Here is a 12395-nt window from a genome sequence, read left to right as displayed (position 1 = left end):
CTCAGAAATCCAGATCCGCGTAATGCGACACAGGCGAAACGCCACGCACGCGGTCGGCCAGAACCGAGCGGAAGGCGGGGCGCGATTTCATGCGCGTGTACCAGTCCTTGGCGGCCGGATATTCGCTCCAGTTGATCTCGCCGAGATAATCCAGCGTCGAAAGCGCGGCCGCACCCGCCATGTCGGCATAGGTGATCCGGTCGCCCGCCAGCCAGTTGCGCGTGCCGGCCAACCAGTTCGTATATTTCAGATGTTGCTTGAGGTTGGAGCGCGCCGTGCGGATTACGGCCGAATCCGGCGAACCACCGCCTTCGCCAGCCGGCATCAGCGGCTTGTAAACCCGTTCGCGCACGAGGTGGCGCGTGACTTCGTTTTCGGTCTTGCCAAGATACCAGTCCACCAGTCGGCGGATTTCCGCCCGCTCGACGGATGTGTCGGCGAACAAGCGCCGTTCGCGCTTCAGCACGCCGCGCGTTTCGTCGATGTACTCCGAAATGACGGTGCCACCGACGATCGGCACATCGCCCTCTGCCAGCAGAACGGGAATGGAGCCCGCCGGGTTGAGCGATAGGAATTCCTTGCGCCGGGCCCAAGGCCGTTCCTCGATCAGCGCGATCTCCTCGCCATATTCTCCGAAGATGAGGCGAATGAACCGGCTGGCTGCGGACATGGGGTGATGGAAAAGGGTCAGCATATCCGCTTCTGAACTGAGAGGCTGGCAATCAGCCGGCTGTGCCGCTACAGGCCGCGGCATTATACGAAGTCGCGGTCAAGGCTGGTCCTATAGGAGCAGATCGCGGTCCTGACAAGCAAGCGCTGCGTTGGGTCATGACTCGGACAAGGTTCATGCGCAATGGTGCCGGCTCCGCCGCACCCCCACCGCTCCGAAGGTAAGTTCATGGCAGACCAGACAATCGTTGAAGCGCTTCTTCTCGGCGCATTGGAAGGTCTGACCGAATTTCTGCCGGTGTCGTCAACCGGCCACCTCCTGCTGGTCGGTCACTTCCTGGGCTTCGAATCGACCGGCAAGTCCTTTGAAGTGCTGATTCAGCTCGGCGCGATCCTGGCAATCCTGACCGTGTATTTCACGCGGCTGAAGGACCTGATCGTGCATCTGCCACGCTCTCGAGCAACGCAGCGCTTCGTGCTTGGCGTTCTCGTCGCCTTTTTGCCCGCAGCCGTGATCGGCGCGCTGGCGCATGGCTTCATCAAGGCCGTGCTGTTTGAAGCCCCCGTGACGATCTGCATTGCGCTCATCCTTGGCGGCATCGTCCTGTTGTGGGTGGATCGCCGCGCGGAAACGCCGGTCTACAAGGACCTCATCGATTATCCGCTGTCGCTTTGCTTCAAAATCGGCCTGTTCCAGTGCCTGGCGATGATCCCCGGCACGTCGAGATCCGGTTCGACCATCGTCGGCGCCTTGCTGATGGGCGCCAGCAAGCGTTCGGCAGCGGAGTTCTCGTTCTTCCTGGCCATGCCGACAATGGCCGGCGCCTTCACGCTCGACCTCATCAAGAACTGGAATGTGCTAAGCGCGGCGGATCTGCCGATCATCGGCGCCGGCTTCATCACCGCCTTTATCGTGGCGGTGCTGGTGGTGCGGTCGCTGCTCGATTTCGTATCGAAGCGCGGCTACGCCATCTTTGGCTGGTGGCGCATTGTCGTAGGAACGCTCGGCCTCATTGGCCTTCTGGCCATGCGGTGAGAAGGCGAAAGGCTTCGTCAAATCAGGCGTGGCGGCCGACGCGGGTGTATTGGCCGGCGACGCGGTAGCGCCATAGATAGCTCGGCAGGATAGCGTCCACGGTTTCGGGCGTAATGCCGAGACCGCTCAGCGTCCGGCCATCCCTGATTGCTTCTTCCGAAACGACATTGTCGGACTTCAGCAATGTGACCTGATCGCTGGTGAGCAGGTGGCCCGGCAGCATGCCGAGGATCGCGCCTTGCAGCTTGGCAATCGGCCAAGGCACCGACACGAGCGGGCGGCGGCGATCCACCACATCCAGCATGTGCTCCATGCACTCACGGAAGGTCAGAACTTCAGGCCCGCCGAGTTCGTAAACGCGGCCGCCAGCAACCCGCCCATCCACCGACATAGCAGCGGCTTCGGCGACATCGCCGACATAGACCGGCTGCAGCCGCGTCTTGCCGCCGCCAAGCAGCGGAAGCATGGGGGAGTAGCGCGCCATGTCGGCGAACCGGTTGAAGAAGCTGTCTTCCGGCCCGAAAACAATCGAGGGCCGCAGGATCACGGCGTCCGGGGATGTCTCCAGAACGGCCTGTTCGCCGCGCGCCTTGCTGCGAGCATAAATCGACTCGGAGCCGTCATTGGCGCCGATCGCGGAAATATGCGTCAGAGGTGCACCGGCCGCGCGGGCAGCTTCCGCCACCGAGCGCGCGCCGAAATCCTGCACCGTGTTGAAGCTCTGCCGACCGCTTTCGAACAGGATGCCGACCGCATTGACCACATAGTCTGCGCCTTCCACCGCTCGGTCCACCGACCAGCGATAGCGCAGATTGGCCTGGATCGGCTGGATCTGGCCGATCGTACCCATCGGCTGCGTATGGTTGGCGAGTTCCGGACGGCGGCAAGCCACGCGCACCTGATAACCGCGCTTGGCCAACGCACGCACGATATGGCGCCCGACAAAGCCTGAGCCTCCGAACACGGTTACGAGCTTCGGGCTTGCCTTGATGGTCGTCATGATCGGGTCTCCGGCGCGGATGCCTGTTTGTTGGAAGCGATATATTCGCTTTAGCGAGCAAGGCAAAGATGCGCTTTGCCGCGTTCGGCGCCAAAATGCATCGGCAGGACGACAGATGATGATCCGGCTGGGCACGTCATCAGGATCATCAAGGGGGCGATCACCAAGTCGTGCTTCTTGATTTGCGAACAGTGTTTCAAGGCCGGAGCGACTTGACGCTGGCACGCCCTTTGACTTCATGCCAGCCATTGTTCTGAAACCTGATCGGAGTCCTCCCCTTATGGTCCAACCCATCAACCCGAACCGCCGCTTGATCATTCCCGCACTCGGCGGGCTCTATGCTTCCGCGTATGAAGGCGCCGAAACGCTGCTGCGCGTCATCGCCGGCGGTTTCCTCGTCATCCACGGTTTCCCGAAAATCATGAACCCGTTCGGTGCAGCAGGTATGGTCGAATCGATCGGCTTCTATCCGCCTACCTTCTGGGCACTGATGCTTGCGCTCGGCGAGTTCGGCGGTGGGCTTCTGCTGATGATCGGCCTGCTGACGCGTCCGGCAGCGGCGGTCACCACCTTCATCCTGCTGGTCACGGTGTACTTCCACTGGATCCTGCAGGCGCAGGGCTTCTCCGGTGCGGAAAAGTCGATCCTCTGGGCTGCCATCACGCTCTTCTTCGTTATCCGCGGCGGCAACCGCCATTCGGTGGACGCAAAGATCGGCCGCGAGTTCTAAGCTCTCCGTTTGAATTACCGCTCAAAGCAAAACCCCGCCGGATCGCTCCGGCGGGGTTTTTTCGTATTCGTTGAACCTGAGGCTTAGTTGCCGCGGTTCTTGAGGGCGGCGCCCAGGATGTCGCCGAGCGAAGCGCCCGAGTCGGTCGAACCGTACTGTGCGACGGCTTCCTTCTCTTCGGCGATTTCCAGCGCCTTGATGGAAACCTGCAGGCGACGGGTCTTCTTGTCGAAGGCGATGACGCGAGCGTCGACCTTCTGGCCAACCGAGAAACGCTCAGGGCGCTGCTCGTCACGGTCACGCGACAGGTCGGAGCGACGAACGAAGCTTTCCATGTCGTGATCGACAAGGCGAACCTCGATGCCACCATCGGTGATCGCGGTCACTTCACAGGTCACAACAGCGTTCTTGCGCAGTTCGCCCGAAGTCGCGGCTTCGCCAACGGAGTCCTTGCCGAGCTGCTTGATGCCGAGCGAGATACGCTCCTTCTCGACATCGACGTCGAGAACCTGAGCCTGCACCATTTCACCGCGGTTGTATTCCTCGATGACCTGCTCGCCCGGACGGTTCCAGTCGAGATCCGACAGGTGAACCATGCCGTCGACATCGCCATCGAGACCGATGAACAGGCCGAACTCGGTCTTGTTCTTGACCTCGCCCTCGACCTGGCTGCCAACCGGATGGTTGCGAGCAAAGGCTTCCCATGGGTTCTCGAGGGTCTGCTTGAGACCGAGCGAGATGCGGCGCTTGGACGGATCGACCTCGAGCACGACAACATCGACCGCCTGCGTGGTCGACAGGATCTTGCCCGGATGGACGTTCTTCTTCGTCCAGGACATTTCCGACACGTGGATCAGGCCTTCGATGCCTGGTTCCAGCTCCACGAACGCACCGTAATCGGTGATGTTCGTGACCGTACCGGCGATCTTCTTGCCGATCGGGAACTTGGTGCCGATGTCGGACCACGGATCGCTCTCGAGCTGCTTCATGCCGAGCGAGATACGGTGGGTTTCCTGGTTGATGCGGATGATCTGCACCTTGACCGTCTGACCGATGTTGAGGATTTCGGTCGGATGGTTGACGCGGCGCCAGGCCATGTCGGTAACGTGCAGCAGGCCGTCGATGCCGCCCAGGTCAACGAACGCACCGTAATCGGTGATGTTCTTGACCACACCCTCGACCACCTGACCCTCTTCGAGGTTCTGGACGATCTCGGAACGCTGCTCGGCGCGGCTCTCTTCGAGAACGGTGCGGCGTGAAACAACGATGTTGCCGCGACGACGATCCATCTTCAGGATCTCGAAGGGCTGCGGGTTGTGCATCAGCGGGGTGACGTCGCGGATTGGGCGAATATCGACCTGGGAGCGCGGCAGGAACGCCACGGCGCCGTCGAGATCGACCGTGAAGCCGCCCTTGACCTGGTTGAAGATGACGCCTTCGACGCGCTCGCTGGCGTTGAACTTCTCTTCGAGGCGGACCCAGCTTTCTTCGCGGCGAGCCTTGTCGCGCGACAGCATGGCTTCGCCCAGCGCGTTTTCGATGCGCTCGACATAGACTTCGACGGTATCGCCCACCTTGAGCTCGCCGTCCTTGGCCTTGGCGCCGAATTCCTTCAGCGGAACGCGACCTTCGACCTTCAGGCCGACGTCGATGATTGCCATGTCTTTTTCAATGGCAGTCACGATGCCCTTGACGACGGCACCTTCGGAAGAAGCATTCTCAGAAAACGACTCTTCGAGCAGGCTGGCGAAATCGTCGCGGGATGGATTGGATTGTGACATATAATCTCCTGGAAACCGCGTCCTCATGGGATGCGGCAGGCGCCGTAGGTTCGTGTTGCGTTTGCCTACCGAACATCCCGGACAAATGAATGCCCTGTGCTGCTTTGCGAGCAGCGGGTCCGGCGCATGGAATGCAGGCAGGCAGGTTTCAATCGGATCCGGTGGAATATGGGTGCGTTTGAACGCGGACCAAATACTTTTTGGATCTAGATCGTGCTTCCAACGGCAAGATTATCGTCGATGATCGTCTTCGCCGCTGAAAACGCGGCTTCTATATCCATTTGCGAGGTGTCAAGCAAGTGGGCGTCCTCGGCCGGCTTTAGCGGCGAGTCGGCCCGGCCCATGTCGCGCGCATCGCGTTTTTCGATGTCGGCGAGGATGGTCTGATAGGAAGCATCCCTGCCGGCGGCCGTCATCTCGTCATGACGACGGCGGGCGCGGACCTCAGGCGAGGCCGTCACGTAAAGCTTCACGCGGGCATCCGGGCAAACCACCGTGCCGATGTCACGCCCATCCAGCACCGCGCCATCGGCCGCAAAGACCCGCTGCTTGTCGACCAGGATGCGCCTGACGGTGGGCATGACCGCAACCTTCGATGCTGCTTCACCCACGGCATGCTGAGACAGCACTTCGCGATCCATCGCGCCGAGATCGAGCTGCCGAGCGGCGGTTTCGGCAGCTGACACGTTCTCAAGCGGCAGTCCGAGTTCCAGCAGCCGATGCGCCACCGCGCGATAGGTAAGGCCGGTATCGAGATGCGGCAGATCGTAATGTGCCGCCAACCGCCGCGCCAGCGTGCCTTTCCCGGACGCAGCCGGACCGTCGATGGCAATAATCAAAGGCATAGCCATCAAACGGACCGCAACAACCCGCCATCGACCCGGATGCTCTGACCGGTAATGTAAGCCGCGCCTTCCGAAGCCAGGAAAGCGATGGTGGCGGCGATTTCGTCGGCCTTGCCGTAACGCTTCATCGGCACGCTTTCGCGCCGCTCGTCGGTTGCGGGCAGGCTGTCGATCCAGCCCGGCAGCACATTGTTCATGCGAACGTTTCGGCCTGCATATTCGTCGGCAAACAGCTTGGTGTAGGCGGACAGGCCGGCACGGGCCACAGCCGAGGTCGGGAACATTGCGCTCGGCTCGTCGATCCATGCGGTCGAGATGTTGATGATCGCGCCGCCGCCTTGCGTTGCCATGATCGGCGCCACCAGCCGCGTCGCGCGCACCACGTTCATGAAGTAAACATCGAAGCCGGTGTGCCATTGCTCGTCGGTGATATCGAGCAGGGGTGCGCGCGGACCATGGCCAGCGCCATTCACCAGCACGTCGATGCGCCCGAAAGTCGATACCGCGCCATCCACGAAGCGCTTGAGATCATTCGGCGACTGGTTGGATCCGGTAAAGCCGTAGCCGCCGAGCTCCTTAGCCAAGGCCTCGCCCTTGCCGGAAGACGACATCACGCCGAGCTTGAAGCCGTCAAGGTGAAGCTTGCGTGCGGCCGCCGCGCCAATTCCGGAGCCGCCTCCTACGACGATCGCGACCTTGTCGGGCATGGCATGTCCTTTCCGTGAAGCTGTTGATCGAGAACCGATAGGTCAAAGCGGCGAAGCTGTGCAAGCCGGGATGCGTCAGACCCGCTCGCGCTCACTGCTGCCGACGATCGCGCCGATGACGTAGCCGACGAGCCAGGCCAGTGCCGGGACGGTGAGCAGCGTCAGCACCTGCCCCCATTCGTCATCGATGTAAGGCGTTGCAGGATCGCGAACGTCGAAGCCGCGGATCAGACCTGTCGCAAACAGCACGACCGGCAAAAACAGAAACCAGAACGTGACGGCGTGGCCCGGATAGCCGCTTGTTCGCGCCGCAGTGCTGCGCCGCGTCGCCATGCCCGCCCAAACCACGAATGGCACGCAGGCCACCGCATAGAAGGCGTAGCCCAGAAGGGGCTCAAGCAGGAACTGGATGAGGAAGAGCCAATCCATGCCTATTCTATAACAGCGCCCAGCCCCGCCATCAGGTCCATGAACTCCGGGAAGCTGGTGGCGATCATGGCTCGGTCGTCCACTGTGACGGGTCTCTCCGAAGCCAGTCCCATCACAAGGAAGGCCATCGCGATGCGGTGGTCGAGATGCGTTTCAACGCTACCGCCGCCCAGGCCCTTGCCGCCAGGCCGTCCGATAACCGACAGCGAAGCCTCACCTTCCGTGCACTCAACGCCGTTGGCCTTCAAACCGGCAGCAACGGCAGCAAGGCGGTCGGACTCTTTCACGCGCAACTCGTCCAGCCCATCCATGACAGTCGTGCCTTCGGCAAATGAAGCGGCGACTGCCAGCACCGGATATTCATCGATCATCGACGGTGCGCGCTCCGGCGGAACGGAAACGCCGCGCAGGTCCGACGAGCGCACGCGCAGATCGGCCACATCTTCGCCGCCGGCACTGCGCGGGTTCAGAAGCTCGATGTCGGCGCCCATATCCTGCAGGGTCAGGATCAAACCGGTGCGGGTCGGGTTCATCAACACGTTTTCGATCGTGATGTCCGAGCCCGGCACGAGCAACGCTGCCACCAGCGGGAAGGCGGCTGAGGACGGATCTCCGGGTACGGCAATGACCTGGCCGGTCAGCTTGCCTTCGCCTTCGATGCGGATGGTGCGCAGGCCGGTTGAATCGGTTTCAACTTCAAGGTTCGCACCGAAGCCGCGTAGCATCTTTTCGGTATGGTCGCGCGTCATCACCGGCTCCAGCACGGTGGTGATGCCTGGCGTGTTGAGGCCTGCGAGCAGAACGGCCGACTTCACCTGCGCCGACGGCATCGGCACGCGGTAAGTGATGGGGGCGGCATGTTTGGGACCGCGCAGGGTTAGCGGCATGCGATCGCCCGACGCTGCGTTCAAAACCTGCACGCCCATTTCGCGAAGGGGATCGAGCACACGCGCCATCGGTCGCTTCGACAAGGATGCGTCGCCGATGAAGGTCGTTTCCATGTCATAGGTGCCGACCAGGCCCATGGTCAGCCGCGAACCCGTGCCGGCATTGCCGAAATCGAGCGGCGCTTCCGGCTGCAACAAACAGCCATTGCCGGTGCCCTGGATCACCCATTCCGCGCCATTGCGCTCGATCCGGGCACCCATGGCCTTCATCGCTTCGCCCGTGCGCAACACGTCTTCGCCCTCGAGCAGGCCGGTGATGCGGGTTTCGCCCGATGCCAGACCCCCGAACATGAAGGAGCGGTGGGATATCGACTTGTCGCCGGGAACGCGAACGCGGCCGGTCAGGGCTTCGGCGCGATGCGCGGTGGCGGGCTGGGGCAGAGGGGAATGGGACATCGCAACAAGAAAAAAGAGGAGCAACGAGCCGGGGAGCGGGCGCTGCCGGCGGGGGCTTCCGTAACACCCTTTCTCCACCCGGTCATCCCTGCAGCGCCGACTTGTTCGCACCCGAACAACATGCATGCAAGGCAGAGCGTGCGACAAGCACTGCCAAAGGCTTTGACAGGCTTGGGAACTGTTTGTATGGGGTCCGCACTTCTAAACAGGACCGACGGAGCATGTCGCCCGCTTCAGGCGAGTGTGCCACGGCTCCCATGAGACACGAGGCAACCGTGGCAAATCCAGAGCTTGGCACCAAGCGTGTCTGCCCCGAAACCGGGCGCAAATTCTACGACCTGAACAAGGATCCGATCGTCTCGCCATATACGGGCAAGACCTATCCGCTGAGCTTCTTCGAAACCATCGCAGCTCCGACTCGCGCTGCATCGCGTGTCGAGGAAGATGAGGAAGCCAAGGAAACGCCTGAGGTCGAAGAGGCCGATGACGAAGCTGAAACCATCTCGCTTGAAGAAGCCGATGAGGACAGCAAGGACGACGACAACCTGCCCGACATCGACGAAGACGATGATGTCGATCTCGGCGACGACGATGAAGACACCTTCCTTGAAGACGAGGAAGACGAAGACGACGATCTCGAAGACATCGTTCGCGGTGGCGACGAAGACGACGAAGGCTGATCTTTTCAGCTCGGCGCGCTCAGCATAGCGCGTCCATTTCGAGCGCCGACAAAGAAAGGCGCTCGAAGCTCTCGGAAGGGCTTGATCTCTTCGAGAAGCGCGGTTAGAAGCCGCCCACCGTGACGGCGCAAGCAGTCACGCCAGCAACCCCCGGCGACGATCTGCCGGATCTGATGGGGCCATAGCTCAGCTGGGAGAGCGCCTGCATGGCATGCAGGAGGTCAGCGGTTCGATCCCGCTTGGCTCCACCAAACCTCCTTTCTTCCCTGTTTTACAGGTCTGCCGTCTCTCACGCGCATATCCGCGGTGTTGCGGAAGGCGGAGACGTGCGCCCCCGCCATATCAAACGTTCACCCAGCCTAAGAAGGCGGGGTGTCGTTCACGATCACGGCGGTGGTTGGTGTCGCGGTGGTGTTGTTGCGGTCTTCGGCGAAGAGCGACCAGACCGCGATGAAAAGCGCTGCAATCAACGGCCCCACCACGAAGCCGTTGACCCCGATCAGCGCGATTCCGCCCAGCGTAGAAACGAGAACCACATAATCCGGCATCCGCGTTCCCGCACCAACCAATGGCGGCCGCAGAAGATTGTCGACGAGCCCGATCACCAGAACGCCGACCGCAACCAGGATCGCGCCTTTGAGATAATCGCCGGACAAGAACAGGTATGCGGCGACGGGTCCCCACACGATGGCCGCGCCCACAGCCGGCAAGAGCGACAGGATCACCATGAACACGCCCCAGAGAAGGGCTGCCGGAATGCCGAGGAAGTAAAAGGTGATGCCGCCGATCGCGCCCTGAATCAGGGCAATGATGACATTGCCCTTTACCGTTGCCTTCACCACTGAGCTGAACTTGTTGAGGATATGATTGGTGTGATGCAGGCTGAGCGGGCTTGCGTTGCGGATCTTGGCAGCAAGCGAGCGGCCGTCCTTAAACAGGAAGAAGAGGACGTAAAGCATCACGCCGAGGCCCACCACGAGCTGGGCGGTGCCTTGTCCGATTGTTACAAGCCGGCTTGCGATGATCTGCGACGCGCGGCCGAGAAAACCGGTCAAACGCTGCTGGATTTCGTTCAGTGTGCCGAGGTTGAACCGTTCTAACAGTTCCGTAACGAAACCGGGAAGCGCATCGTGAACATGCTGCACCACGATCGCGGGATTGGTCTGGCTTGAACTGATCCGGTCATAAAGGCTGGTTGCCTGGGCAGCCAGCGAAGACAAGACGATCACGCCGGGGATCAACACGATGCAGATACAGGCCAGCACGCTCAAAGCCGCCGCCCAGCCACGCCGCCCGCCAAGCTTGATCGTGAGCCAGCGCTGCAGCGGATTGAACAGGATGGCGAGGATCACCGCCCACAAAACCGCGCCATAAAAGGGAAGGAGCAGCCAAATAAACGCGATCGTGACCAGAACGATCACGACAACGAAGCTTGCCTGCTCGGCGCGGGGTTTAAGGTCAGCCATGTCAGATGCTCTGGGCGTGAGAGGGTCAGTCGCGAAGCTTCACCTATCACGCATTAAGCCTAGATGACGACGGCTCGTTGGTAGAGTGAGCGCGCCGGCCCTGTTTTTACAGTGGCGTATGATCGGCGGGCTTCGCCGTCCTGCGCCTTTCGCCCAGCGTCTTCGACAATTCGGCCACTGGCGGTGCGTAAAGAAAGCCGAACGACACAGCGCCATCCTTTTCATCGACGGCGTGGTGCAGGCGATGCGCCTGGTACAAACGCTTGAGATAACCACTGCGCGGCGGCTTCTTGAACAGCCAGCGCTGATGCACCAGCCCGTCGTGGAAGACGAAGTACAGGACACCGTAAGCGGTCACGCCGATCGCAATCCAGGTCAGCAGCGGCACCCAGGTGCCCAGCGCAAACAAAGCGACAGCGGCGACCGCAAAGACCAGCGCATAAAGGTCGTTCTTTTCGAACGGGCCATGATGCTCATCATGCTCTTCGTGGTGGGACTTATGCCAGCCCCAGCCCCAGCCATGCATGACCCAACGGTGCAGGGCATAGGCGCCGAATTCCATCAGGACGACGACTGCCAACGAAATGAGGAGCCCCAAAGCGATGTTCATGACGCGAAAACTCCGTTCGCAGGCAGAAGCGGAACCTGGCGCAAGGCTTGGAGATCCCCAGCGCCGGCGCAGAAGCAGCTGATCCGCAACTGCTCGATGGTGACACCGTAAGCCTCGATCACCGCTTCGGTCGAGTCCAGGGCCGGCCCGAGGATCCCAGCCGCCTGGCCCACAAGGTCGGCGCCAAGGCGGATTGCCTTGGCCGCATCGACGCCGTTGCGGATTCCGCCTGACCCGATAACGAAAATGTTAGGCAAGGCAGCGCGAACGGAAGCGATGGCCTGAGGCGTAGGGAGGCCCCAGTCAGCGAAGGGCTGGGCGATCGCGCGCTGACGTTCGGTCGCACCACGCGCGGCCTCGATCGCCGCCCAACTGGTGCCGCCGCTGCCGGCCACATCGACCGCCGCAACGCCGGCATCGGCCAAGCGCCGAGCGACCGACGGCGACAGGCCAGCGCCGACTTCCTTGACAACAACTGGCGCGCCGAGCGCGAGAACGAGTTGCTCGATGGCCGGCAGGATCCCACGCCAGTTCGTGTCGCCTTCCGGCTGAAGTGCTTCCTGTAACGGGTTCAGGTGAACGATCAACGCATCGGCGCGGATCGTTTCCACGGCGCGCCGCGCGACGTCGATCCCTTTTGCATCAATGAGTTGCGCCGCACCAATGTTCGATAGCAGCGGCACGGACGGCATGAGATCGCGCAGCCTGTGCGTCAAACCGCTATCGCTTTCGCCTTCAAGCGATACGCGTTGCGAGCCAACGCCAAACGGAATGCGAAGGGCTTCGGCCGCTTCGGCCAGATGATGGTTGATCCGCTCGGCGCGCAGCGCTCCGCCGGTCATGGAGCTGATCAGCAGGGGAACTGAGAGGGGCTTGCCCAGCCACTCCGTCGAAAGGTCGATGTCGGCAAGATCCAGCTCCGGCAGCGCGCAATGCTCGAAGCAAAAGGCATCAAAACCATTGCGTGTAGCGGGCACGATGCCGGCGCCAGCCAGGACCAGATCGAGATGGCTCTCCTTCCTGATCCTCAAAGCTGCTGACATTTCCGGCTTGGCATCCATCCAAGAGTTCCTAATTCGAATTGAACAGGTAGATATTG

At 61.6% G+C, this 12395-nt stretch carries 13 protein-coding genes and 1 tRNA gene; 4 read left to right on the top strand and 10 right to left on the bottom strand.

Annotated features, from left to right (window positions below; all coding sequences use genetic code 11):
* Position 1: 1 nt before the first annotated feature.
* A complete protein-coding gene (locus tag IE166_RS11950) occupies positions 2–694 on the bottom strand; it encodes a glutathione S-transferase family protein (RefSeq protein ID WP_189504119.1) in 693 nt (230 codons plus the stop codon).
* A gap of 204 nt (positions 695–898) precedes the next feature.
* On the opposite strand from IE166_RS11950, the gene IE166_RS11945 reads away from it, so the two are divergent.
* Positions 899–1705 carry an undecaprenyl-diphosphate phosphatase gene (locus IE166_RS11945; RefSeq protein WP_189504117.1) on the top strand — a complete coding sequence of 269 codons (807 nt, stop codon included), beginning with the start codon at positions 899–901 and terminating at the stop codon, positions 1703–1705.
* A gap of 22 nt (positions 1706–1727) precedes the next feature.
* Here IE166_RS11945 and IE166_RS11940 read toward each other — a convergent pair whose 3' ends face one another.
* A complete protein-coding gene (locus tag IE166_RS11940; protein WP_189504115.1) occupies positions 1728–2705 on the bottom strand; it encodes a complex I NDUFA9 subunit family protein in 978 nt (325 codons plus the stop codon).
* Positions 2706–2985: 280 nt separating this feature from the next.
* Between IE166_RS11940 and IE166_RS11935 the strand changes: the two genes are divergently transcribed.
* Positions 2986–3435, top strand: coding sequence for a DoxX family protein (locus IE166_RS11935; RefSeq protein ID WP_189504113.1), 450 nt, complete (start codon positions 2986–2988; stop codon positions 3433–3435).
* Positions 3436–3518: 83 nt separating this feature from the next.
* Here the strand turns inward: IE166_RS11935 and rpsA are convergent, their stop codons facing one another.
* The 5 genes from rpsA to aroA form a co-directional block, all read right to left on the bottom strand.
* On the bottom strand, positions 3519–5216 hold the full coding sequence (gene rpsA / locus IE166_RS11930; protein ID WP_189504112.1) for a 30S ribosomal protein S1: 1698 nt from the start codon (positions 5214–5216) through the stop codon (positions 3519–3521).
* A gap of 206 nt (positions 5217–5422) precedes the next feature.
* A complete protein-coding gene (gene cmk, locus IE166_RS11925) occupies positions 5423–6061 on the bottom strand; it encodes a (d)CMP kinase (protein WP_189505889.1) in 639 nt (212 codons plus the stop codon).
* 5 nt (positions 6062–6066) lie between these two features.
* Positions 6067–6768 (bottom strand): SDR family oxidoreductase, encoded by a 702-nt coding sequence (locus IE166_RS11920; RefSeq protein WP_189504110.1) that lies wholly within the window; start codon positions 6766–6768, stop codon positions 6067–6069.
* 75 nt (positions 6769–6843) lie between these two features.
* Positions 6844–7197, bottom strand: coding sequence for a hypothetical protein (locus IE166_RS11915; RefSeq protein WP_189504108.1), 354 nt, complete (start codon positions 7195–7197; stop codon positions 6844–6846).
* A 2-nt stretch (positions 7198–7199) separates the two neighbouring features.
* Entirely contained in the window at positions 7200–8540 is a 1341-nt protein-coding gene (gene aroA, locus IE166_RS11910) for a 3-phosphoshikimate 1-carboxyvinyltransferase (protein ID WP_189504106.1), read from the bottom strand.
* Between the two features lie 275 nt (positions 8541–8815).
* Here aroA and IE166_RS11905 point away from each other — a divergent pair, with 275 nt between their 5' ends.
* Complete coding sequence (locus IE166_RS11905) at positions 8816–9220, top strand: TIGR02300 family protein (protein ID WP_189504104.1); 405 nt, start codon at positions 8816–8818, stop codon at positions 9218–9220.
* 175 nt (positions 9221–9395) lie between these two features.
* Positions 9396–9471 (top strand) — tRNA-Ala (locus IE166_RS11900).
* Between the two features lie 108 nt (positions 9472–9579).
* Here the strand turns inward: IE166_RS11900 and IE166_RS11895 are convergent.
* From IE166_RS11895 to fni, 3 genes are all read right to left on the bottom strand, one after another.
* Positions 9580–10686, bottom strand: coding sequence for an AI-2E family transporter (locus IE166_RS11895; RefSeq protein ID WP_189504102.1), 1107 nt, complete (start codon positions 10684–10686; stop codon positions 9580–9582).
* A 106-nt stretch (positions 10687–10792) separates the two neighbouring features.
* The gene (locus IE166_RS11890; RefSeq protein WP_189504100.1) at positions 10793–11296 is read right to left on the bottom strand and encodes a sterol desaturase family protein; all 504 of its coding nucleotides are present in this window, start codon (positions 11294–11296) and stop codon (positions 10793–10795) included.
* Positions 11293–12357, bottom strand: a complete 1065-nt coding sequence (gene fni, locus IE166_RS11885) for a type 2 isopentenyl-diphosphate Delta-isomerase (protein ID WP_244641452.1) — start codon at positions 12355–12357, stop codon at positions 11293–11295. The genes IE166_RS11890 and fni overlap by 4 nt, the downstream gene beginning before the upstream one ends.
* Between the last annotated feature and the right edge of the window lie 38 nt (positions 12358–12395).

It is taken from the genome of Tianweitania populi (assembly GCF_014652875.1).
In the GTDB taxonomy this organism is placed as follows: Bacteria; Pseudomonadota; Alphaproteobacteria; order Rhizobiales; family Rhizobiaceae; genus Tianweitania; species Tianweitania populi.
The sequence above is the reverse complement of the archived record's forward strand: the minus strand, read 5'-3'. Positions and strand labels throughout refer to the sequence as shown.